The sequence below is a fragment of the Bacillus cereus group sp. MYBK108-1 genome (assembly GCF_051917185.1).
GTDB lineage: Bacteria > Bacillota > Bacilli > Bacillales > Bacillaceae_G > Bacillus_A > Bacillus_A cereus.
In genome coordinates, this window is sequence record NZ_JBQAHZ010000042.1 from 1 (window position 1) to 23,590 (window position 23,590).

Here is a 23,590-nt window from a genome sequence, read left to right on the forward strand (position 1 = left end):
ATACAAAACGGATAAAGGCAAAATTAAAAATGAGCCCGGTGCAATACCGGACTCATTTTTATCAAGCTGCCTAATGAAATAACCGTGTCTAACTTTTAGGGGTCACTTCACTTATAGTCAGCTTTTTATATATTAACACGTAAAGGTTTAAACAGACATATAAGCAGTCACGCTTTGTCATCACCTTGTTGTTGTAAATTAGTATTTCTACATTGAATAGACATTCCATAATATCGTATTTTGATTAAAACTAAAAAACATACTTAACACTAATAGTAAAATTTTTCTTCTTCATCAAATTCACTTCTTTTCTTTTTATAAACATAAAAAAAGGATCTCTATTTATATAGAGATCCTTTCTAACTTTATAATTTACTAGACTGTAACCCCTGAATAAACGGAACTACTTCAGGATTTACAAGCGATGATAAATCACCTAATTCTTTTCCTAAGTAAGCTGCTTTAATAACACGGCGCATTACTTTAGAATTACGTGTTTTCGGTAAATCTTCTACAACGTGGATGTCTTTAGGACACAACGCTTTTCCAATATGAGAGTTTACTAAACTCATTAATTCTTTCTTTAATTCTCCTGTGAATGTTACATGATCTCTTAACACTACAAAACAATGACAAACTTCACCTTTTACTTCGTCAGGTACACCAATTGCAGCAGCTTCGATTACATCGTTATGTTTCACAAGAATAGATTCATATTCAGCAGGTCCAATACGTTTACCTGCAATATTTAACGTATCGTCTGAACGCCCTGTGATGATATATTGTTCACCATCGTAAATGACCCAGTCACCGTGGACCCATCTATTTTCAAAACGCGACCAATATGTGTTTACGTAACGTTCATCATCTTCCCAGAAGCTTTTCGTCATACCTACCCAAGGTTTCTCTAAGCATAATTCTCCGACTTCATCTCGAATTGGTTTACCTTGATCATCCAGTACGACAGCTGCCATTCCTGGTAAAGATGCGTTAAAACTAATCGGTGCTATTGGCTTAATAAGAACATTACCGAAAATCCCACCAGAGATTTCAGTTCCGCCTGAGTAGTTACAGATTGGGACATTTCCTTTTCCAACTGTTTCAAACAGCCACATCCATGGATCAGGATTCCAAGGTTCTCCTGTTGATGCGAATACTTCCAAACTCTTTAAAGAATGTTTATTGACATACTCATCACCTTTTGCCATCAATGCTCGGATTAACGTTGGCGAAATACCTAGATGAGTAATCTCATATTTATCAACTGTCTCCCATAACCGGTCTGCTTCTGGGAAGTCTGGAACACCTTCGTACATAACCATCGTTGCTCCATTAATGAGTGAACCGAATAATAGAAACGGCCCCATCATCCAGCCCATATCAGTTACCCATAATACACGATCACCTTGTTTAATATTCATTCCAAATCCTGCATCAAAAGCTGCTTTCAAAGGAAACCCTGCATGCGTGTGTACTGTTCCTTTCGGCTTACCAGTCGTTCCTGATGTATAAATGAGCATTAATGGATCATCACTTTGCATTTCCTCGGCATGTATGAATGGTTTTTCTTTTTCTAGCGTACTCCACGAAAAGTCATAGTTATGTGGTGTAAAATCATTTCCTGCATGACGAACGATAACAACTTTTTCAACAGTTGGGCAATGTTCACAAGCTTTATCTACTTCATCTTTTAAAGAAACAATTTTACCTCGGCGTGAAAATCCATCTGCGGTAATAATCATTTTTGAACCTGCCGCTTGCACACGTGTCATGACTGCATCAGACGCAAAGCCTGAGAATATTGGTGAAATAATTGCTCCGATTTTCATTACAGCTAGCATCGCAACAACTGTTTCTGGAATCATCGGCATATAAATTGTTACACGGTCACCTTTCTCAATACCCGCGTGTTTCAAACCATTTGCAACACGACTTACCCAGTTGTCAAGCTCTTCATATGTAAATGATTTTGAAGTTCCATTTTCCCCTTCGTACTGAAGTGCTGGCTGTATTCTCGTCTCTTCATCCGCAAGCCAGCGGGATAAAGCTGATTCTACAACGTTACATGTTCCGCCATTATACCACTGTGCAAACGGTGTACCATTTTCTAAATCTAACACGTCTGTATAAGGTTTCATCCATTGATAGCCTACTGCCTTTTCTGCCTCTCCCCAAAACCAAGCTGTTTCCTCGATAGATTTATTATAAAAAGTTTCATAATCTTCATATCCCAATGATTTCATCCAACCATATAAACGTGTTTTTTCCTTGTACTCTTCTGTTGGAAACCAAACTGCTTGTTTCAATGTTTTCCCCTCCTTAACTTTTTGAGCAAGAAAGCCCTAAATAGGGCTTTTAAACTGGATATACAGGATGTTTACGATCCGTGAATACTTGATATTTACTCATATACATTTCGAAACGTCCTTTTAATTCTTCACGTAAATTGTTTGGATGAACAATACCATCAATCACCATCTCTGATGCTAAATGATAAATATCAATATCTTTCTTATACTCTTCACGTTTTTCAGCAATGAAGCTAGCACGCTCTTCTTCTGGTAAAGCTGCAATTTTATTTGCATATACAGCATTAACCGCAGCTTCTGGACCCATTACCGCAATAGAGGCTGTCGGTAATGCCAGGCAACAATCTGGTTCAAATGCTGGACCTGCCATCGCATATAAACCAGCACCATATGCTTTACGAACAACGATAGAAATCTTCGGTACAGTTGCTTCACTCATTGCAGAAATCATTTTTGCACCATGGCGAATAATACCAGCACGCTCTACTTTTGTTCCAATCATAAATCCTGGTACATCCGCAAGGAATAATAATGGAATATGATATGCATCACATAAATTAATAAACTTAGCAGCTTTATCAGCTGAATCATGGAATAATACGCCGCCCTTCATACGCGGCTGATTTGCAATAATACCAACAGGCTTACCATCAATACGTGCTAAGCCTGTAATTAGCTCTTGAGCAAATAATTTTTTCACTTCATAGAATGAACCTTCATCAATAACTCTATTAATGAGATCTTTCATATTAAAAGGAGCATTTTGATTTTCTGGAATGATTTGTTCTAACGTTTTATCGAATTGTTTCGGTTCTTGAGGTGTAACCAATGGAGTCTTTTCTAAGTAGTTATTTGGAAAATATGAAATGTATTGTCTTGCTTGTGTAATCGCATCTTCTTCTGTCTTGCATAAAACATCTCCGCATCCTGATACAGAGCAATGCATACGAGCTCCGCCCATCTCTTCTAAAGTTACCTTCTCACCGATAACCATCTCAGCCATACGAGGAGATCCTAAATACATAGATGCATTTCCTTCTACCATCATTACAACGTCGCAAAAGGCTGGAATATAGGCACCACCAGCTGCAGAAGGTCCAAATAATAAGCATACTTGAGGAACTTTACCTGATAATTTCACTTGATTATAGAAGATTCTTCCTGCACCACGGCGCCCTGGGAACATTTCTACTTGATCTGTAATGCGCGCTCCAGCAGAGTCGACTAAATAAAATAACGGAACACGTAGTTTTTCAGCTGTTTCTTGAATACGTAAAATCTTTTCAACTGTGCGTGATCCCCATGATCCAGCTTTTACAGTAGAATCATTGGCCATTACACATGCAGTACGACCATGTATTTTACCCGTTGCCGTTACAACGCCGTCCGCAGGTAAGCCTGCTTGTTCACAGTTAGCAAATAATGCATCTTCTACATATTCGCCATTATCAAATAGAAGCGCTAAACGATCTCGAACAAATAATTTTCCTTTTGCTTTATTTTGTTCATGATACTTTGGTGCGCCGCCTTGTTTAATCGTTTCAACTCGTTCTTCAAATGAATTAGATTGTTGTTTTTGATCTAACATATTTACTCCCCCTTATACGTTGGTGTGCGTTTTTCCTTGAATGCTTGTAATCCTTCTAATCTATCTTTCGTATGGATTACACCTTCATACGCTTGTTTTTCCATTTGTAATCCGGTATGTAAATCAACTTGAATACCATTTGAAATTGCCTCTTTTGCTAATCGAACAGCAATAGGTCCATTACTAGCAATTTTCTCTGCTATTTCAATCGCTTTCTCTTCAAGTAAATTAGCTGGTACAACAAATTCTACTAAACCATATTCTTTTGCTTCTTGCGCTGAAATACGTCTACCTGTATAAATTAATTCTTTCGCTCTACCAACACCAATTAATCTCGGTAAGCGCTGTGTACCACCCGCTCCTGGTATAATTGCAAGTGTCGTTTCAGTAAGACCAAGACTTGCAGATTCAGCAGCAATTCTAAAATCACAAGCTAAACTTAATTCCGTACCACCACCAAGTGCGATTCCATTTATAGCAGCAATAACTGGCTGTGGTAATTGTTCAACCATCTCCATAGTCGTGCGAATCATACTAACAGCATGGCGAACTTGTTCCTCATTCATACCAGCACGTTCTTTTAAATCAGCACCAGCACAAAATGCTTTTTCACCAGCACCTGTTAGAATAACTACACGCGTATTGGACTCTTCACTGATTTGAGTTAATATGTTTTGTAACTCTTCTAATAACGCTAAAGATAATGAGTTTGCTTGTCTTTCACGATATAACGAAATCTTTACAACGTGAGGTGTTACATAATCAACTGAAATGTTTTGTAATTGTAGCATCTTCTCACCTACTTATCGTTTTATGTTGAAGCGCTCTATACACATGACTCGGTAATTGGATATTTAGCTTACTTTGAATAAATTGACTAGCTCGCAATAACTTTTCTTCGTCTATATTCGTTTGAACTCCTAATTTATGGAGCATATGTACTAGGTCATCAGTAGCAACATTACCTGATGCTCCTGGTGCATAAGGGCAGCCCCCGAGTCCACCACAAGAACTATCAAATGTTGTAATACCGTATTCTAATGATTTAACTACATTTGCTAGAGCCATTCCATACGTATTATGAAAATGCATGGCAAACTGCGAAGCATCATACTTCTTTAATAGATGTTCTAATACTTGTTCTACTTGTAATGGATTCGCTACACCGATTGTATCCCCAAGAGAAACTTCATAAATGCCGTATGAAAATAGTTGATTACATAATTCGTCAACTGCTGTGACACTTATATCCCCTTCATAAGGACATCCAAATACAGTAGAAACATAGCCTCTTACCTTTTTCCCTTCGAATAATGCCTGTTTTGTTATATCTTCGATTACAACTAACGCTTCTTTAATCGATTTATTAATATTACTTTTATTATGAGATTCACTTGCTGATAAAAAAACATTCACCTCATCTACATTTTGCAAAAAAGCTCGTTCCAAACCATTTTGGTTCGGAACAAGCGCAGCATATGTAACATTTGGATCCCTTTTCAGCTCAGAAAACACACCATTTGCATCCGCTAATGCTGGGACCCATTTTGGGTGAACGAATGAGGAAACTTCAACATACGACAATCCTGCTTCTGTAAGTAGTTGAATCCATTTTACTTTATCTTTTGTGCCAACAATCTTTTTTTCATTTTGTAAACCATCACGTGGTCCTACTTCTTTAATGACAGCAAAATTAGGTAGTTTCAATTCGCTTCCCCCTATATCTCCCTATTCAATTTCTAATAATACATCTCCTTCATTTACAAAATCGCCTTCTTGCACATTAATTTTCATAACTGTGCCGGCTTCTTCTGAAATGATTGGAATTTCCATTTTCATAGATTCTAAAATGACGACATCCTGCTCTTCCTCTACTGTATCTCCTACTCCTACAACAATCTTCCAAACGTTTCCTGCCATCGATGCGTATACTTTCGTCATCATTTTTTCCCCCTTAATATTGTTAGATCTTATTTTTTAACGAGTTGTTTCGTTACAAAACCCGTTGTATAAATACCCGCTTTGAACACTTCGTCTTCCAAAACTTGCAGTAGCATTGGCGTGTTCGTTTTAATACCTTCTACTTTTAATTCTTCTAGAGCATCATGTAATTTCGAAATTGCTTCTTCACGAGTCTCGCCATGTGCAATGACTTTCGCAATCATTGGATCATAGAAAGGTGTAATCGTTACATGATTTTCTAAGAAGTGATCAATTCGTACATTTGACGGTAATGTTAAATCTGTAATTTTCCCAGGTGACGGGAAGAATGTTTTCGGATCCTCTGCATAAATACGAGCTTCAATGGCATGACCACTACGTTTTACATCATCCTGAGTAAATGATAGTTTCTCTCCACTTGCGATAAGGAGTTGCTGTTCTACAAGGTCTAATCCCGTAATTTCTTCTGTCACTGGATGCTCTACTTGTAATCTCGTATTCATTTCTAAGAAATAGAAATTTTTCTGATTATCTACAAGAAACTCAACTGTACCTGCATTTGTATAGCCAAGTGCTTTGGCAGCTTGTACAGCAACTTCTCCCATCGCCTTTCGTGTACCTTCATCTAAAAATGGTGAAGGTGCTTCTTCGATTACTTTTTGATTTCGGCGCTGTACCGAACATTCACGCTCCCATAAATACACTGTGTTACCATGTGTATCTGCTAAAAGCTGAATTTCAATATGATGCGCATCTGCTATATATCGCTCTAAATACATTTCTCCGTTACCGAAGAAGTTTTGCGCTCTTGTTTTATTACTTTCAAACGCTTTGGTGAGCGTTTGCTCAGTTTCCATCAACTGCATACCAATGCCTCCGCCGCCTGCGGATGCCTTAAGCATTAATGGATAACCAATTTGTTTTGCAATTTCAATTGCTTCTTCAGCAGTTTCAATATTTGTAGTAATACCTGGGACTACTGGGACATCTGCTGCTTGCATTGCGATACGTGATTCAATTTTACTTCCCATCTTCGTAATGATTTCTTCTGAAGGACCGATAAATACGATTCCTTCTTCTTTGCAGCGAACCGGAAAAGACGGATTCTCTGATAATAAACCATAACCCGGATGAATTGCTTCTGCATTTGTCTTCTTAGCTATTTCAATAATTTTTTCAAGATTTAAATAGCTTTCTTGGACACGCGGTCCACCTACTAAGTAAGCTTCATTTGCCATTTTCACATGAAGGGCATTTTCATCTGCTTCAGAATAAATAGCAACAGTGCGAATGCCAAGTTTTTGACAAGTTTTCATAATACGAACAGCGATTTCCCCGCGATTCGCAATTAATATTTTTTGAAACATAGTGATTCCTCCCTTTTATCTACATCCTAAATGTCTAGCAATTACGAGACGTTGAATTTCAGAAGTTCCTTCACCAATTTCTAATAGTTTCGCATCACGAATATGTCGTTCAACTTCATATTCACGCATATAGCCATATCCACCATGAATCTGTACTGCTTGATTCGCAATACGGCTTGCCGCTTCTGATGCAAATAGTTTTGCCATTGCCGCTTCTTTACCGAAAGGTTTATCGTTATCTTTTAACCAAGCTGCTTTATGTACTAAATTGCGTGCTAGCTCTACTTCAGTCGCCATATCAGCTAATTTAAATTGAATCGCTTGGAAATTAGAGATTGACTTTCCAAATTGTTGACGTTCTTTCGCATATTGCAATGCACGTTCAAAGGCTGATTGCGCAATACCAACTGCCAATGCTGCGATTGAAATACGTCCTCCATCAAGTGTATATAAAAATTGTTTAAAACCTTTATTTACATCACCAAGAATATTTTCTTTCGGTACACGAACACCATCAAGTACGATTTCACAAGTATTAGAAGCGCGAACGCCCATTTTATCGTAAGGACTAGAAATCGTTAATCCTTCACTAGTAGTAGGTACGATAAATGCTGAAATGCGTTTTCTACCATTCTCTTCAACACCGTTGACAGCGGTTACAATAATGGTATTTGCATACTCTGCGTTTGTAATCCAACACTTCTCACCACTGATTACATACTCATCGCCATCTAGTACCGCTTTCGTTTGAGTACCACCTGCATCTGATCCAGCATTCGGCTCCGTTAATCCGAAGGCACCTAATGTTTTACCTGACGCCATTGGAACTAAATACTTTTGTTTTTGTTCTTCTGTACCGAAATAATAAATTGGAGAAGCACCTAATGAAATTGTTGCAGCATAGCTTAAACCAGTGCCACCACAAGCGCGACCAATTTCTTCAACTGCTAACGCATACGATACAGTATCGCCACCTGAACCTCCATACTCTTCTGGGAATGGGATGCCTAATAATCCTAGTTCGCCCATTTTTTGAAATGTTTCATATGGAAACTCTGCAGTTTTGTCATAATATACAGCTTTCGGTGCGATTTCCTTTTCAGCAAAGTCACGTACCATTTCTTTAATCATTTGTTTTTCGCGAGTTAGAGTAAATTCCATTCCGCTACACACCCCTTATCGAATATTGAGTTTCGACAGCGTGCGAGTTTCTACTACAAACATAACAACTTAAAAGACAAGAATATTAGTTAGACAATTGCTACAATTCTGTCATAACTTAATTTTAAAACAGATTCTGTACTAATGCACAAAAAAATTCCTACATTGTTCTACAACAACATAGGAGATTTTGTGTCGAATTATGTAATTTATTGTTTAATAATCTCTACCTTTTCCCGAATCAGAAATTTCTACTAATGCTTCAGGGTATGGTTCGAAATACGTTTGTCTTAATAAATACTTTTCATCAAATCGAATAGCCCATGATTTTAATATTGTAAGTAAACTACTAAGTGGTATTTTCTTTTCTGCATACTTTTGTAACAGTTCTATAAAATGATCTTTTTCTTGTTTTTTTAACTTTGTTTTAAAATATCCAAAAATGTGCTCGCATACATTTACATTCGATGTATAACGGGGCGCACGCATAAATAATTCATATAAAGTCTTCTCATAGTTTTCAAATACCACTTCAATCTTTTCATTTTTTTGATTTGCAATTATACGACCTAATTCCTTTTGTTTCACCTGATTATATGCCATAAATAAATATTTATTGTCCGACTGAAACGATACAAGTTCTTTCATATTTTTATTGTGTTTAATCATTTTGTAATATGCGATTGTAAATAACCTTGTAAAGAAATGCTCTCTAATAATAAAATTCGACAATCTACCTTCCTCTTCAATAGGAAGATGCGAAAAATTTTTTACTACTGCTCCGCCGAATAAGCCAGCTCCTTTTCCCTTTGCTGGCGCTTTTTCAAAACCAGAATAAATTTTCACATCACGCGTACCACAACTTGGTGAACGATTCTTTAAAATAAAACCATCCACATCCGGTATCGTTTGTAAAAAGTCATTTGAAAACTGCTCCATTTTTTCAGTTACATCTTCTCGTGTCGACGGTTGCACAAGTCTATTCTCACCATTTTCTTCTACAATTCGTATCGTTTCACGAGGAGTCCCCAATCCAATCTCCACTTCTGGACAAACAGGTATAAATGTAACAAATGGCTGCAAATTTCGTATTGTTACATCTGGAATCATCTCTCCATTATAACGACAAGCATCAAATTCTAAACACTTACTTACGACGATTGTAGGTTTTGCAAATTGTCGCATCTTATTACCTCCTTATTGCTAGCCCGTATAATATAAATTGTACTAAGATTAACATTTTAAGCAAAGTTTGATTCAGTTATTTTTATGAGAAATATATATCCAATGATATATTAACAATCATTCAACTCTATTTTCTATAAATGTGCGCCCTATTAATGAGGGTTTAGATATTGTGAAATGAATAATACACACATGCTTCGGAGAAATTAATGATTAAGAAAGGAGGGATTGTTATGAAAAAGAAATTATCATCTATCTTAAGTGTTTTAGCACTATCTATTATGTTTTTAGGTACATCTACGCAAGCTGAATACGATGGAAATAATATGAATAGAGTTAATAACACTGATATTTCAACTCGAGTAAATGACAATAACTTAGACAGAGTTAATAATGATGTAAGAACTCGAAATGTAAATACAACAAATGATTTAAATGATAATCGTGATAAAAATAATAATTGGGCTTGGCTTGGTTTATTAGGACTAGCAGGATTATTAGGTCTTAGAAGAAGAGACAAAGAAACACGCTGATTTAGAATGTTTTTAGTAAACAAGTACTTATTTATCAAAAATATATAATGAAAATAAATCGCCTTTTTAAAGGCGATTTATTTTTACTTAAAAGTAATGTATGTAATTCACACTTCAACGATTAAAATCGTGGAGTTAATCCATACAATATAAATTGAATCGTATTTTCAATTTCCGCTTCATCATTCCATTTTTCTTCAGGCAATAATAAAAATCGTGTTAATAATAAACCTAATACAGCTGATAAAGTAAGACGTAGTACGGAAGATGGTGGTATCTCAATAATTTCCCCTTCTTCTTGAAATTTCACAATCAACTTTTTGAAATGTGAAAACAGTTCTGTTTCTACTAATTGCTGTATTTCATTTTTCAGTTCTGGTTGGAATGGCACCTCTTGAATTAATATTTTTATCATAGGAAAGTGTTTTTGAGCAAATTTAAACCTATTATGAATTACAACCCTTAAAAGTCCTTCGTATGATTCATAATCCGATTTAAATATTTCTTTTGCAAAGGTTTGTACGAAAAATGGTGCAGCGAACTTAGTTAAAGTTGGCATTACGACCGCTAGTAATAAATCTTTTTTTGTTTTATAGTAGCGGAAGATGGTTCCTTCCGCTACACCAGCACGCTTTGCAATTTCACTTGTTGAAGTTGAAGCGTATCCTTTTTCTCCAAACATATCAACAGCCGCCTCTAATATTCGCATTTGACGTTCATTTCGTTTATCTGTATTAGTTGCAGCTATTAATTCCTCCAGCCAATCCTTCTGCATGTATAAAGCTCCTTTTTGTCATTATTATATTTTGCGATGTTTCTTTAAAGCAAATACATTTCCTACTGCAAATAATAGTGAAAAAAGTAATAATACAGTAAGATCTAATACAATCTCTGTAAACCCTTGATTCCGAATCATCACTTGTCTCATTGCGTCAGCGCCGTATGTGAGTGGAAATACTTTCCCTAACATTTGTAGCCACTTATTCATAGATTCCATTGGAAACAATCCAGAAAAGAAGATTTGTGGCACAATAACAAGCGGTATAAATTGAATCATTTGAAACTCATTATTTGCGTATGCCGATAAAAACGTACCTAATGTTAGTGCAGTCAAAGAGAGCATACATGTAATAAGTAACGTTAGCCATATGGAGCCAGCTACGTATAAATCTAAAATATAAACGGAAAAACTTACGATAATAATGGATTGTATAAAGGCAAAGATTCCAAAACCAATAATATAACCTGCGACTATTTCCCATCTTCTTACTGGGGTGGATAATAACCTTTCTAGCGTACCACTTAAACGTTCTCTTACGAAAGATACACCTGATAATATAAATACAAAGAAAAATGTAAAGAAACCAATTAATACAGGACCAAGCCCATCAAACATCGTAAAGTCTTTAGAGCCATGTAAATAATTTACTTCAGGTTTCATAATCGATACATCATTCTTCTCTGTGCTTTTTTGCAATACTTGAAGTACAGCACGATTTTTTGACGAATCACTACCTTCCAACAGAAGTTTCATTTTTCCATTCTCTATTCGAAATACTGCATCTACCTTTTGTTTTTCCAACTCAAAAATCGCCTTTTCTTTACTGTATTCATAAATTGACGCTTCTTGATTTTTCATCACTTTTACTATTTGAGCGGGCATATCAACAACAGCAATTTGCGGTATATAGTCTTTTTGTGTAAACACTAGCGATAATAGCCAAAGTAATAACATTGGTGCCCCAAACATCATCGCTAACGAACGCTTATCTCGAAAAAATTGGCGAATAATACGAATGATTACACCAGTAACTCTCATGATGACACCACCTCTTCCAACAAAAAGACATCTTCAATCCGTCCAGATGACACGCGTTTTTTCAATTCTTCAGTTGTTCCAACCGCAACTAGTTTCCCTTCTCTAATTAATCCTAGACGCTCACAAAATTCAGCTTCATCCATAATGTGCGTCGTTACAATAATCGTTGTGCCTTTCTTTTTAAGATCATAAAATTTTTCCCAAATCGTTTTTCTAAGAAGTGGATCTATCCCCACTGTAGGCTCGTCTAAAATTAATATTTCTGGTTCGTGAAGGAGTGCTATTGCTAATGATAAGCGTTTTTTCATTCCACCTGAAAATTGTTGTACTTGCTTTTTCATATACTGTGACAATTGTACAAGTTCAAAAACCTCTGCAATTCTTGTCTTTTTACGTTTTCCCTTTAGTCCATACATCGTTGCTATAAAATCTGCATTTTCATATGCTGACAATTCTTCGTATAATGCATCCGCCTGGGCCATATAACCAATTCGTTTCATTTCATTTAAATTAGGCATATTAGTATTATTAACAAGCACTTCACCTTTCGTTGCCTCATTAATACCTGCAATCATTTTAATGAGCGTTGTTTTCCCCGATCCAGAAGGTCCAACCAAACCAAAAATCTCTGCTTTTTCAACTTGCAATGAAAGATTGTGTAACACTTCTTTTTTTCCAAAACTTTTTGATACAGTCCGTAAAATAATTGAAGGTTGTTGCACGTTTCATCCTCCTTTTCCAATAAAAATGAGTGAGTACTCACTTTTATTTTACTCTTGCTTAATTATATGTCAAACTTCGTTGATTAGTATGTATGTTCAATCACCGATATTAAACAATGAAACAGAGTCGACATTAGAATTTCATTTCCTAAAGTCGACTCTGTTTCATTTAAACTATAAATTTCACTTTACGTTTTTAAATTCATATACTTCCGAATTCTAGCAACGTCTAAAGAATATTCGATAACTAATTGCTGTAACGGTAAAATAACTGTGTCAGGATATAAATGTGCATATTGTAATGTTTCTGCATATTTTTCTAACCTTTTTTCTAAATACTTTATTATTTGATCAGGATGACTTACTAATAAACATTTACAATAATAATGGATTTGTTCCTCAATCGCCGTGTATTCTTCAATTTCATATTCTTTATGCATGTGTACACCCCTTTAAGTTTTTTACATGAATTACTTATCACAATTTTCACTCGACAAATTTTAAGTTTTTTGATTATTTACACTATAACAAACACTGAGGGTCAAATTTTGTTACTTTATGTAACGTAGAAAATTTTTAACAAAATTGTAATGTTTACTCCTGCAAAATACAGAAAGCCCCTTTACTCATTTTTGTATAAAAAAAATCGTACAGCTTAATTTAGCTGCACGACTACAATTTCTGGCCTATTTAAAATCCTTTGCGGAATGATACTATTTCCTAATCCTCTACTCACTACCATTGATGTATTTTGTTCTACATATAAACCCGCTGTATATTTAGGTAAAACACCTTGATTTGGCGCAACTAATCCTCCGATAAATGGCAATCTAACTTGCCCTCCATGAGCATGTCCCGATAAAACCAAATCCAACCGCTCATTCGTATATTCCTTTATAAATTCAGGCCGATGGGATAATAATACATTATATTTATCTGGCTGCATTTCAATTTTCGCTTTTTTAATTTCATCTATTATAATATTTCCTTCATCACGGTTTCCAGTACCAAACTCTGGATCATCAATACCTAGCAAGTTTATTTCTTGCTCACCCTTTCGAATGCCTACATGTTCATTCCTTAAAACATTGACACCATATTTCTTCAACTCTTTTTCTAAACTGTTATACTTTCCAGACCATTGTTCATGGTTTCCTGTCACAAAATATACAGGATATTTCTTTACAATTTCTCGTATTAATTGCATACTAACTTCTGCATCGTATGATTTACTGTCAATTAAATCACCCGTAATCGCAATAATATCTGGGTCTATACTTTTTATTTTTTGAATTAACACATCTTGATTATCGCCAAATTTTTTATTGTGTAAGTCTGAAATTTGTAGAATTTTATCCCCTTTAAAAGAGGATGGTATTTTACTAGAGGTTATTTTAACCTCAGTTATACTTATTAAATTGTTCTGTAAATATAAAAAGATTGTAAAACCTACTAATATACAAATAATCATTACAATTCTATTAATCTTCTTTTTCATATTTTCTCCTTTACATTCTCATCAAACACTTCTATATGCTAACTGAATTATATTATACTTTCTTGAAATTTATTTAAATTAATAAAATAATACAGTACATGAAATTTCATATGAGATATGTCATATATATTCGTTATATTTTTACTTTTACCTTTTTAATAATAAGAATACAAAAACGACTCTTATCACACGAAAAGAGTCGTTTTCTAACTTTATACTTTTAATACTTTCATGTTAAAAATGCGAAAACTAAAATACTATTACCTAAGAGCCTTAACTATAACTTTAGTTGCCTCTGCAATGAGTTGATTATCATAAGTTGCCTCTTTCTCATCTTTACTAGATAAAATTGCGATGATAATTGGTGCTCTATTTGGAGGCCAAACGATAGCAATATCATTTCTTGTCCCGTAACTGCCAGCACCTGATTTATCTCCAACTACCCAGTCAGTTGGTACGCCTGCACGAATAAGTTTGTCTCCTGTAGCATTTCCTTTCATCCACTCTGTAAGAATTTTACGTTTTTCAGCAGGAAGTGCATTTCCGACCGTAAAAGCTTTAAGATTCGTAGCAATAGCTTTCGCTGTACTAGTGTCACGAATGTCTCCTGGAATAGCTTCGTTTAATTCTGTTTCAAAGCGATCAGACATAGTAATCCGATCCCCCATATGCCTAAGCGCTTTTTCATATCCTTTAGGTCCTCCTATTTTATTAAATAAAATGTTCCCTGCAGTATTATCACTTGAACGAACAGCTGCCTCAGCAATTTCTCCTAGTTTCATTCCAGTATCTACATGTTTCTCTGTAACAGGTGAATAATCCACTAAGTCTTCTTTCGTATATGTGATTACTTCATTTAATGAATCAATTGAGTTTTGCTGTAGTAATACTCCTGCTGCTAAAGCCTTGTAGGTTGATGCGAAGGCAAATCTTTCGTTAGATCGATAAGAGATTGTTTGATTTGTACCAGTATCAATCGCATATACACCTAATCGAGCATCAAATTTTTTCTCAAGTTGAGAGAACTCTTTATGCGTCGCCTGATTTTTATGTTTCACTTGTCCAGTCTTTTCTTTCGCTTCAACTTGCAGTGCCCCTCCTGTAAAAGCTTCTAGGCTTGTAATACTTAAACCTAATATACCAACGCATATTCCTATTTTTAGCATCCTCTTATTTTTCAAAATCATCATTCCTTCCAAATTTTTAGTACCTTTTTATACGTACACATAATAGACAATCACCGAACCAAATTTGTTCCATAAACTGAAAAAAATTTTATAGCTAGTATGAGAGTTATTAACAAAATAAGAGATAGTAGCTATGATCGCCGCTATCTCTTATTTCACATTTCATTTTTTCTTATAAATGGCTTTATACAAACAGGTTCTCTTCCCTGAGAAAAGTATCTTAATTTTGCTTAGAACTACCTGTACTAGTAGATTCACCATGTATACGTTGCTGTTTCAAATCAAAGTATACATCTAAAACTTCCTTTCCAATTATAGAATTAATTCCATTTTTATCATCATGAAGCCATGGAACTACTACAGAAAATGCTACTTCTGGATTATCATATGGAGCATATCCAATTAACGTTAAGTTGTAACATTCCATACGTTCTCCTTTTGCATTTCTGCCAATCGGGTCATCTCCACCATATACAGTTTGGGCTGTTCCTGTCTTTCCTGCTGGTTTATATGGCGCGTTTTTGAAATACTTCACGCCAGTTCCATCACCTTCTTGGAATACCCATCTAAACCCTTCTTTTATCCAATCAATATGTTCTTTCTTCATATCAATTCGATTTAATACGACAGGCTCTATGGACCGTATAACTTTGCCAACCTCTTCTTTTATTGATTGTTCTCGTATTTCTTGTACAATTTGAGGTTGCATTCTATAACCACCATTCGCAATCGTTGAAATATATTGCGCTAATTGCAACGGCGTATACGTATCATACTGACCGATAGAAAAATCTAGTAAAAAACCAGGTTGACTATCTACTTTTCTCGTTTGTCCAATTATTTCATTCGGTAAATCAATACCTGTTGGGACACCTAAACCAAATTGCTTGAAATAATAGCGCATCGTATCAAATGCTCCTTGTTTAATATCCAATGAGCCATTTGGTACGTAATTAACTCCCGCAATTTTTAAAGCTGTCTGGAACATGTATACATTTGAAGATACTTGTAAAGCTCGTAAATCATTAATATTACCAAATCCGGATACATTCCACGATTTTTTAGCTTGTGTACCTTTAAATTTCATCGGCGCGTCATAAAATTGATCTCCTGGATGTATTACCCCTGTCTCATATCCAGTTAATAAAGTAGCACCTTTTACAGCTGACCCTAGCTCATACGAAGTTGTCATGTTACCTAACGCCAAATCCTCAACCTCTATTTTCCCTTCTTTTTCTACAATCTTTTTGCCTGCCATAGATAAAATTTGTCCGTTATTTGGATTTGTCATGACAACAAAAGCTCGATCGAGCAGTGGCTCTGAACTCTTAAAAGCTCTCAAGTTTTTCTCTATACTTTCTTCCACTTTCTTTTGTAATTCCATATCAATCGTTAATGTTAAACTATTACCACTTTTTCCTTTAGAGATTATTTCTGTGCTAACAATGTTTCCTGATTTATCAGTAATATTTTTCACTTCTTCTTTCGTGCCGTGTAATACATCTTCATATCGTTGTTCAATATAACTTTTTCCAACACGATCATTACGGTTATATCCACGTACTAAATAAGAATCTAAATTTTCTTTCGGTAATCCTTCTTCACTACTCGTAATATTTCCTAATATAGAACGAAATAAATTACCATTTACATAATTACGTTCCCAATCAACAGTGGCATCTACTCCTGGAAAATCTCCAAGATTTTCGCTTATCCGCGCATACTCTTCATCTGTTACATCTTTTTTTATAATTTGTGGTGTTAGTTGATAACCTGAACTCATTTTACTTTTAATAGCTAACACCTTTAAATCTTGTGCTGTTAATTCTGCTAATTCTACCTCTGTAACGCGACCTCGTCTTAAGTCTTCTATTTTTTTATCTAACTCTTTCCCCTCTATACCCTTTTCTTTAAACTTTTCTATATCTTTCTTAGTAATCTTTGTCTCCGCACGTTTCGAATTCAACTGCATCCAAAAATCTTTTTTATCGATATCGGTTAATTTATTTATGTCTTGTTCGGGCATTTCAAGTACTTCCGCCAAGTCTTTTGCTGTTTTTAAAATAGCTTCACTCGTAATCCCCTTTACCCTTGTATACGTAATTGTGCGAAGAGGTTTATTATTAACGACTGTTTTCCCTTCTCGATCTAAAATTTGTCCACGTGGAACTGGAATACTAGTTATTGCATTTTGACTACTTTCCACTTGGTTCCTATAAGCCTCTCCCTCCACAATTTGTACTTTCCCTAGCTGCATAATAATAGCTGAGAATAGTAAAAATATGCAAAGGAACATAATATTTAACCGAATAGATATATATGTCTTCTGTTTCTTTCCTTTTTGTTCTTTCATAAATCCTCCATATAATTCTTCCGGAACTCCTCACTAATACTTAAACGTTCCCTATATATTTGAAACCATTATTCGGTTATAAATAGTGTCTTATCTTTTTTTCTAAATCTTTGTAAGTATTAATTCCTTTTTGTATAGCCGCGTAATTGATAAATCTCCCTTCCTTTTTTCTCACTTGTTTTTTGTCGCTTGCAATGTGACTCATATTATATTTTACACATAGGCTTGCTAGTAACTTTTCATATTGATTATTCCTTTCTTCATGCTGTAATACTTAATAGACAACCTAAACAATACAGTTGTTCCACATTTACAAAAAAAATAATTAAATATAAGATGAAGTAAGCTACATAAGGGAGGGTTATATGTTACATACAAAAAGATGGAGATTATTTGCGGTTCTTTCTATTGTAGGTTTGATTTTACTAATTTTATTAAAAATCAACTTCATTTCAATTACTATCGCAACTTCTTCAGCTGAAAGAGGAAAGATTTTTGATCGAAATGGTGCAATACTAGCTACAAATAAGAAAGCTAAGTCTCTATATTGCACTTCTAATGATGAAAAGCTATCGAAACAAGATACATCAAGCACATTAGCTTTTTTTAATCAATTTTCAAGCGAGTTTCAACATGATATTTCTACAGAGAACATAAAATCTCAATTACAACAATCTTGTAAAAAGCAGACTATGAATGATATACCGTTATACTCTGATATAACTGAGAATGAACTTGCATTCATAAACAAAAACAAACCCAATAATGTAATAATTAAAGATGAATGGATTCGATATTATCCTAAACACGAAATTGGTTCACAAGTAATTGGGTATGTAGAAAATGACCTTAATTCAAAGCATATGGCTGTTGGAAAAAGCGGGATTGAGCTGCAATATGAAAATGATTTAAAAGGAAAACCAGGTAAAACTCTTATTTTTAAATTGAATAATAAAAAGTTCTTATGGAACATTCAAAAAGTACAAAAAGGAAAAGATGTACGGCTAGCTTTAGACTCTGAGTTGCAGCAAAAGGCAGAAGAAGCATTAAGATCGCAAATTAAGAAAACACCTGATGCTAAAGCTGGTTATGCTGTAGTGAGCGATGCAAAAACTGGCGCGATTTTAACTATGGTCAACTCGACAGTTTTTGATCCAAATATATTAAATACACATGTATCTTCTAGAAAAGAAAATATTAAATCTCTTTCGCAAAATAAAGCGATTCAGAAATTAAAGTATGGTGAATCTTATGTAAATATGGCTTCTACTATAAAACCACTTACTATTTTAATTGGATTAAACGAAAAACTTTTTCAACCCGAAGATACTTATTTAGATAAAGGTACTTTTCAGTATGATAATCAAAATAACATTACGAATGCACCTGGAACACCAACAGGTGAGATTACACCGAGGCAGGCTATCATTAATTCATCTAACACATTTATGACAGCAAAAGTAGCTCTGCCCTTATTCAACCAAAATAATGGAAATATAGAAAAAGTGGCACATATATGGACAGATTATTTAATGCAATTCGGCCTACGTTCTAAAACCGGGATTGATTTACCCTTTGAAGAAGACGGTCAGTATGAATTCCATCCTTCTAATAAGTTTGAAAATGGGATTTCTGCTTTATTAAATGCCTCTTGGGGAGGAAATGAAGTGCATACTCCTCTTCAACTCGCTCAATATGCAGCAACATTGGCAAGTAAAGGTGATAAATATAAACCTCAAATCGTAAGTGCGATTATTGGTCAAGATGGTAAGGAAACCAAAAAGTTTAAAACCATTTTAGAAAGTTCAAATCGTTACCCGATGAACTTTTGGAGTGTCGTGCAAGGTGGAATGAGTCAAAATATAGAGGAAATTAAAAAGTTGCCCTTTGACGTCGCAGGTAAAACAGGTATTACAGGTTTTCCAAATGAGCAAGAAAGAATGATAAATCATTCTCTTTTCATTGCATATGCTCCTACTGAAGATCCACAAATTGCCGTTTCTGTCGTTATTCCTGGCAGTAATTCCGAAAAAAACATTGCCGCTCTCGTTACATCAGAAATTTTAGAGTACTGGAATACTCTTCAAAAAGAGAATAAAAACAAAGAGGAAGGTTCATTAAAGTGAACCTTCCTCTTTTACCATATAGAATCTATATTTATTATTTTCCATATACCTTCATTATTCTTTTCGAACATAAATGAATATTTAATATCAGTTAAAATGTACTCTTTCTGTACATATCCAGTATTACCGTTAATTGTCGATATTTTTATATATCCATCATTCTGCACTTTTTCTGGAATCCAAGCTTTTACCATTTCATTAGATACTTCATATAAAACTTGTGATTCTCGCTTTGGTTCTGCTAAAATTTTTGTTTTATTTCCAGTAACAGTTGCATATATAAAATGTGCTTGCTTTGGTTGGTTACTTTCCGTCAATCCACTTGGTACTTTATATACTTGCTTTGTATCATTTCCAAACTCTCCCCCCATTGTAAGGGCGACTTGCAACTCATGAAAAATATCTTCATCAAACTTCAGTTCATCCTTCTTATAACTCTTCCCTTTAAATAGAACTTCATCATTTAACGCTTTGTACAGGTCATTTTCATTTTTTGAGTTCGTACTTTGATATAGTTCATTCATAAATTGTTTTAATGATGGATCTTGAGCAGACTCATCTTTTGTTTTAGGCTTAATTTGAGTACTACTTTGTACTGGTGATTTATTATCATCAAGCCAAGGTTGTTGAACAATGAAAAATAACATTGTACAAACTAAAACAACTACAATAGGTAATGCTTTTTTATGAAATGGTCTTTTATGTTTTACAAAATCCACTTCATTATTTTCGTATATAGACTGCTTTATTTTAGAAATAAATTCTTCTTCATCTTTACGATTCTCCATTGGGCCTTTTTTTATTTTTCTATACCAGTCAGGATTTTGTTTATTGTTCATCACTACTACCCTCCCCTATTAATTTTGAAACCTTACTTCTCGCTCTACTTAATCTCGATTTTACAGTTCCAATGGATACTCCTAATGTTTCAGCCATTTCTTCATATGATAATTCATATTTTGCGTCCAATATAATTATTTCACGGTGCTTTTTAGGTAGTTTTAATACAACCTTCCACACCTCATTCATCTCTTCTTGGTTAAAAAATTCTTGTTCTGCTGACAGGGATTGCTTATCGTCACTAAAAAATCCTATTAAAGATATCCTTTTAAAATAGGAGGATTTCAAATAGTTTATTGCCGTATTTCTTGTGATTTTTAAAATCCACGTTTTAATAGATGACTCCTTTCGAAATGAATTCCAATTTTTAAACACCTTTATAAATACATCTTGCGTGATATCATCTGATAAGTGTGGATCTTTCGTAATAATAAATGAATAATTCCATACATCTTGCCAATAGTCTTTTATAACATAGTCCAGCTCATCATGATTACACTTTTCAATAAACGTCTGTTCCATTTCCACACCTCAAACTTATTTGAATAAACATAAAAACTGCCCTCACTTTTATTATGGTTTCAATATATAGACAAGATACAAGTTTCATTTGTTCCATTGTTTATCTTTTTTCAAGCAGAATAATACTACTAAAAAACAAGTAAAGCATACAATGATAAAATTCTACTCATGAAAATCTGTTTTTTGAATTTAACGTAACACTCCACTTGTCCATTTCAACTTGCTATACTCTTCTATTTACCATTAGCAATGCCAACTTTTCAGAAATGGAAATTAAGATAAGGTATTAACTTTCTAGAGTCGCAGCAAAAAAGCATTCTCGATTAGAAAGAATGCTTTTTTGAAATTTCATTGCTCTATATTTTCCCCAATTTATATCTTTGAGTTAAGCAAACATGTAATAAATGTAGTCAAAAAATTCACCTTATAATTAAGTATTATTTCTGAAATACATGTTTTACTTTTTCACCTGGAACGTTACTTCCCCCTCTTCCTTTTACATCTTCAATCATCATTGTAACAATCATGTCTGGCGCATTTGCATCGAAAGCTGCGAACCATCCCAGTTCTTTTCCGTCTGCTTCTTTCGACTCTTTCAGTTCTGCTGTACCAGTTTTACCAGCAAGCGTTACACCATCAACCTTTGCAATTCTCCCTGCACCATCAGGGTCATTAATGACTTTGATTAATGCACTCTTTAATATTTCTTGATTCTTTTTAGAAACCACATTTTCTTTCCAATTCCCTGCTACTTTTGCTTCTTTTAAAAGATGTGGCGACGGAATATTCCCTTCATTCACAATCGGTGCATATGTTAATGCTAAATGAAGTGGCGTCATTAATACTTGTCCTTGTCCATAACCCGTGTCTGCTAGTTGAATATCGTTTTTTATCCCATCTTTTGCAATGATTGAAATAGGAAATTCGTATTCGATTGGTAATTTTTCATAAAATCCGTACTTTTTAAATTCCTTTACATACTGATCTTTTCCCATTTTCAAAGCTTGTTGAGCAAAATAAATATTATCAGAATACTTCATTGCCTTATCAAAATCAATTGGACTTGCATCCTTTACACGCGTTACATAGTAATTTCCCCAAGATGAATCTTTTGTCCACTTCAATCCTTGAATTTTAAATTCTTCCTTCGGATTTATTGTGTTTGTTTCCAAACCAATTGCACCTGTGATCGTTTTAAATACGGAACCTGGTACAAATGCTTGTGTAAAGCGATTTGTCATTGGTAGTTTCGAGTCGTTACTCCATGCTTCTCGTTGGGCTTTCGATGCTCCTCTAACTATTATATTTGGATTATAAGCAGGGCTACTTACAAGTGCGATTGTTTCACCTGTTTTAGGATTGACCGCTGCACTAGACCCTGCTTCAGTTTTCATCTCATTAAAGATTTTTTCTTGAATTGCAGCATCAATTGTTAACGTAACATTTTCTCCTTCTTTTGCTTCTTTTTTTGCTACGTTTTTAATCTCTTTCCCCTTCTCATCTTCTATAAATATGCGTCCACCCTTTTCACCACGCAATTTATTTTCTAACACTTTCTCTAAACCAGTCTTACCTACTAAATCATCTGCTTGATAACCTTGTTTTTGAAGTGATTTTAACTCCTCCGCATTCACCTTTCCTATATATCCAGTTAAGTGTGCCGCTGCTTCACCTAATGGATACGTACGAATATTTACTGGGTGAGATGAAACTCCTTCTAATTCAATATAATCATTCTGTCTGGTTCCCTCTTTTAAAATGCCAATTGGTACAAAGGAGTCTGGTTTTATCCATTTCGCTGTGAGCTTTTGTTCGACCTCTTCTATAGACATATCAAGTAATTGTGCTACTATTTCTTTCGTTTGCGCTGCTGTTTCGCCTAGTTTCTCTGGAATAATTCCAACCTCAGTCGCTTTACCATTCGTTGCAAGCCCTTTTCCATTTCGATCATATATTTCTCCGCGTTTTCCTTGCTCTATTTGCATACGTACTTTGTAATCTTTTTTCATACCTGGGAAGATGAAGTCTGGTGTCCAATCTATTTCCCAAGACTCTTTATCTTTCACAAGTTTTGCTTCATGGATGAATGAAACTGGTCCTACATCCGTATCCATCTTAACTTCAAAAAGAAAAAGCTCTTTATCTTTCGTATTCTCTCCTTTCATTTTAACTTTTAAATTATTAGCTCCAATCCCCTCATAGATTTTTTGATATTTTTCTGTGAATTCTTTTTTAGAAATCGATTTTTTGGCATGGTCTGATAAATGATCATACATATTTGCAAATTTTCTATCATTCCATAAATTGATATATTCTTCAAATGCTTGTTTTGGTGGTTCGTTTTTATTACATCCTACCAACAAAACTGCGAAACAAACGAAAAGCAGCATCCATAATTTTTTCAATTCAATCTTCTCCCTTAGTTAAAAATGATGATTC

At 34.6% G+C, this 23,590-nt stretch carries 20 protein-coding genes; 2 read left to right on the forward strand and 18 right to left on the reverse strand.

The genetic code is table 11. The annotated features are described in order from the left end of the window. Nucleotides 1–365: 365 nt before the first annotated feature. The 8 genes from ACTFSL_RS29770 to ACTFSL_RS29805 form a co-directional block, all read right to left on the reverse strand. On the reverse strand, nt 366–2,306 hold the full coding sequence (locus ACTFSL_RS29770; RefSeq protein WP_135277580.1) for an AMP-binding protein: 1,941 nt from the start codon (nt 2,304–2,306) through the stop codon (nt 366–368). A gap of 49 nt (nt 2,307–2,355) precedes the next feature. Then, a complete protein-coding gene (locus ACTFSL_RS29775; protein WP_088338787.1) occupies nt 2,356–3,897 on the reverse strand; it encodes an acyl-CoA carboxylase subunit beta in 1,542 nt (513 codons plus the stop codon). A gap of 2 nt (nt 3,898–3,899) precedes the next feature. Further along, a complete protein-coding gene (locus ACTFSL_RS29780) occupies nt 3,900–4,688 on the reverse strand; it encodes an enoyl-CoA hydratase (protein ID WP_000939818.1) in 789 nt (262 codons plus the stop codon). A gap of 4 nt (nt 4,689–4,692) precedes the next feature. After that, nucleotides 4,693–5,604 (reverse strand): hydroxymethylglutaryl-CoA lyase, encoded by a 912-nt coding sequence (mvaB, locus tag ACTFSL_RS29785; protein ID WP_088338788.1) that lies wholly within the window; start codon nt 5,602–5,604, stop codon nt 4,693–4,695. 21 nt (nt 5,605–5,625) lie between these two features. Further along, on the reverse strand, nt 5,626–5,841 hold the full coding sequence (locus tag ACTFSL_RS29790; RefSeq protein WP_001987345.1) for an acetyl-CoA carboxylase biotin carboxyl carrier protein subunit: 216 nt from the start codon (nt 5,839–5,841) through the stop codon (nt 5,626–5,628). 26 nt (nt 5,842–5,867) lie between these two features. Continuing rightward, nucleotides 5,868–7,205 (reverse strand): acetyl-CoA carboxylase biotin carboxylase subunit, encoded by a 1,338-nt coding sequence (locus ACTFSL_RS29795; RefSeq protein WP_000486749.1) that lies wholly within the window; start codon nt 7,203–7,205, stop codon nt 5,868–5,870. 15 nt (nt 7,206–7,220) lie between these two features. Further along, a complete protein-coding gene (locus tag ACTFSL_RS29800; protein ID WP_000397282.1) occupies nt 7,221–8,366 on the reverse strand; it encodes an acyl-CoA dehydrogenase in 1,146 nt (381 codons plus the stop codon). A gap of 216 nt (nt 8,367–8,582) precedes the next feature. Next, nucleotides 8,583–9,551, reverse strand: coding sequence for a YbgA family protein (locus ACTFSL_RS29805; protein ID WP_001248640.1), 969 nt, complete (start codon nt 9,549–9,551; stop codon nt 8,583–8,585). Nucleotides 9,552–9,784: 233 nt separating this feature from the next. Here ACTFSL_RS29805 and ACTFSL_RS29810 point away from each other — a divergent pair, with 233 nt between their 5' ends. Continuing rightward, nucleotides 9,785–10,084 carry a WGxxGxxG family protein gene (locus ACTFSL_RS29810; RefSeq protein WP_000728157.1) on the forward strand — a complete coding sequence of 100 codons (300 nt, stop codon included), beginning with the start codon at nt 9,785–9,787 and terminating at the stop codon, nt 10,082–10,084. A 121-nt stretch (nt 10,085–10,205) separates the two neighbouring features. On the opposite strand, the gene ACTFSL_RS29815 is transcribed toward ACTFSL_RS29810, so the two are convergent. The 7 genes from ACTFSL_RS29815 to ACTFSL_RS29845 all read right to left on the reverse strand — a co-directional run bounded on the left by ACTFSL_RS29815 (nt 10,206) and on the right by ACTFSL_RS29845 (nt 17,663). After that, nucleotides 10,206–10,859, reverse strand: coding sequence for a TetR/AcrR family transcriptional regulator (locus ACTFSL_RS29815; protein ID WP_001168184.1), 654 nt, complete (start codon nt 10,857–10,859; stop codon nt 10,206–10,208). Between the two features lie 24 nt (nt 10,860–10,883). Continuing rightward, nucleotides 10,884–11,903: an ABC transporter permease gene (locus ACTFSL_RS29820; protein WP_001266721.1), complete on the reverse strand. Its 1,020-nt coding sequence runs from the start codon at nt 11,901–11,903 to the stop codon at nt 10,884–10,886. Then, on the reverse strand, nt 11,900–12,625 hold the full coding sequence (locus tag ACTFSL_RS29825; protein ID WP_135277582.1) for an ABC transporter ATP-binding protein: 726 nt from the start codon (nt 12,623–12,625) through the stop codon (nt 11,900–11,902). Before ACTFSL_RS29825 ends, ACTFSL_RS29820 begins: the two co-directional genes overlap by 4 nt. Before the next feature lie 188 nt (nt 12,626–12,813). Next, a complete protein-coding gene (locus tag ACTFSL_RS29830; protein WP_000548621.1) occupies nt 12,814–13,065 on the reverse strand; it encodes a hypothetical protein in 252 nt (83 codons plus the stop codon). A 215-nt stretch (nt 13,066–13,280) separates the two neighbouring features. Continuing rightward, nucleotides 13,281–14,123 carry a metallophosphoesterase gene (locus ACTFSL_RS29835; protein WP_135277584.1) on the reverse strand — a complete coding sequence of 281 codons (843 nt, stop codon included), beginning with the start codon at nt 14,121–14,123 and terminating at the stop codon, nt 13,281–13,283. Nucleotides 14,124–14,383: 260 nt separating this feature from the next. Beyond that, complete coding sequence (gene bla, locus ACTFSL_RS29840; protein WP_002164538.1) at nt 14,384–15,310, reverse strand: class A beta-lactamase Bla1; 927 nt, start codon at nt 15,308–15,310, stop codon at nt 14,384–14,386. Between the two features lie 220 nt (nt 15,311–15,530). Next, nucleotides 15,531–17,663 carry a peptidoglycan D,D-transpeptidase FtsI family protein gene (locus tag ACTFSL_RS29845; protein WP_135277586.1) on the reverse strand — a complete coding sequence of 711 codons (2,133 nt, stop codon included), beginning with the start codon at nt 17,661–17,663 and terminating at the stop codon, nt 15,531–15,533. Between the two features lie 365 nt (nt 17,664–18,028). On the opposite strand from ACTFSL_RS29845, the gene ACTFSL_RS29850 reads away from it, so the two are divergent. After that, on the forward strand, nt 18,029–19,789 hold the full coding sequence (locus ACTFSL_RS29850) for a peptidoglycan D,D-transpeptidase FtsI family protein (RefSeq protein ID WP_135277588.1): 1,761 nt from the start codon (nt 18,029–18,031) through the stop codon (nt 19,787–19,789). Between the two features lie 11 nt (nt 19,790–19,800). On the opposite strand, the gene ACTFSL_RS29855 is transcribed toward ACTFSL_RS29850, so the two are convergent. The 3 genes from ACTFSL_RS29855 to ACTFSL_RS29865 all read right to left on the reverse strand — a co-directional run bounded on the left by ACTFSL_RS29855 (nt 19,801) and on the right by ACTFSL_RS29865 (nt 23,556). Then, nucleotides 19,801–20,628, reverse strand: coding sequence for an SH3 domain-containing protein (locus ACTFSL_RS29855; RefSeq protein ID WP_074553476.1), 828 nt, complete (start codon nt 20,626–20,628; stop codon nt 19,801–19,803). Beyond that, nucleotides 20,618–21,151 (reverse strand): RNA polymerase sigma factor, encoded by a 534-nt coding sequence (locus tag ACTFSL_RS29860; RefSeq protein WP_000438330.1) that lies wholly within the window; start codon nt 21,149–21,151, stop codon nt 20,618–20,620. The genes ACTFSL_RS29855 and ACTFSL_RS29860 overlap by 11 nt, the downstream gene beginning before the upstream one ends. A 437-nt stretch (nt 21,152–21,588) precedes the next feature. Beyond that, entirely contained in the window at nt 21,589–23,556 is a 1,968-nt protein-coding gene (locus tag ACTFSL_RS29865) for a penicillin-binding transpeptidase domain-containing protein (protein ID WP_135277590.1), read from the reverse strand. Nucleotides 23,557–23,590: the final 34 nt, after the last annotated feature.

Coding starts and splice junctions, on each gene's coding strand:
- ACTFSL_RS29800 (WP_000397282.1), bottom strand. CDS start 8,366: ATGGAATTTACTCTAACTCGCGAAAAACAAATGATTAAAGAAATGGTA.
- ACTFSL_RS29820 (WP_001266721.1), bottom strand. CDS start 11,903: ATGAGAGTTACTGGTGTAATCATTCGTATTATTCGCCAATTTTTTCGA.
- bla (WP_002164538.1), bottom strand. CDS start 15,310: ATGATTTTGAAAAATAAGAGGATGCTAAAAATAGGAATATGCGTTGGT.
- ACTFSL_RS29815 (WP_001168184.1), bottom strand. CDS start 10,859: ATGCAGAAGGATTGGCTGGAGGAATTAATAGCTGCAACTAATACAGAT.
- ACTFSL_RS29845 (WP_135277586.1), bottom strand. CDS start 17,663: ATGAAAGAACAAAAAGGAAAGAAACAGAAGACATATATATCTATTCGG.
- ACTFSL_RS29830 (WP_000548621.1), bottom strand. CDS start 13,065: ATGCATAAAGAATATGAAATTGAAGAATACACGGCGATTGAGGAACAA.
- ACTFSL_RS29850 (WP_135277588.1), top strand. CDS start 18,029: ATGTTACATACAAAAAGATGGAGATTATTTGCGGTTCTTTCTATTGTA.
- ACTFSL_RS29805 (WP_001248640.1), bottom strand. CDS start 9,551: ATGCGACAATTTGCAAAACCTACAATCGTCGTAAGTAAGTGTTTAGAA.
- ACTFSL_RS29835 (WP_135277584.1), bottom strand. CDS start 14,123: ATGAAAAAGAAGATTAATAGAATTGTAATGATTATTTGTATATTAGTA.
- ACTFSL_RS29860 (WP_000438330.1), bottom strand. CDS start 21,151: ATGGAACAGACGTTTATTGAAAAGTGTAATCATGATGAGCTGGACTAT.
- ACTFSL_RS29775 (WP_088338787.1), bottom strand. CDS start 3,897: ATGTTAGATCAAAAACAACAATCTAATTCATTTGAAGAACGAGTTGAA.
- ACTFSL_RS29855 (WP_074553476.1), bottom strand. CDS start 20,628: ATGAACAATAAACAAAATCCTGACTGGTATAGAAAAATAAAAAAAGGC.
- ACTFSL_RS29795 (WP_000486749.1), bottom strand. CDS start 7,205: ATGTTTCAAAAAATATTAATTGCGAATCGCGGGGAAATCGCTGTTCGT.
- ACTFSL_RS29810 (WP_000728157.1), top strand. CDS start 9,785: ATGAAAAAGAAATTATCATCTATCTTAAGTGTTTTAGCACTATCTATT.
- ACTFSL_RS29780 (WP_000939818.1), bottom strand. CDS start 4,688: ATGCTACAATTACAAAACATTTCAGTTGATTATGTAACACCTCACGTT.
- ACTFSL_RS29790 (WP_001987345.1), bottom strand. CDS start 5,841: ATGATGACGAAAGTATACGCATCGATGGCAGGAAACGTTTGGAAGATT.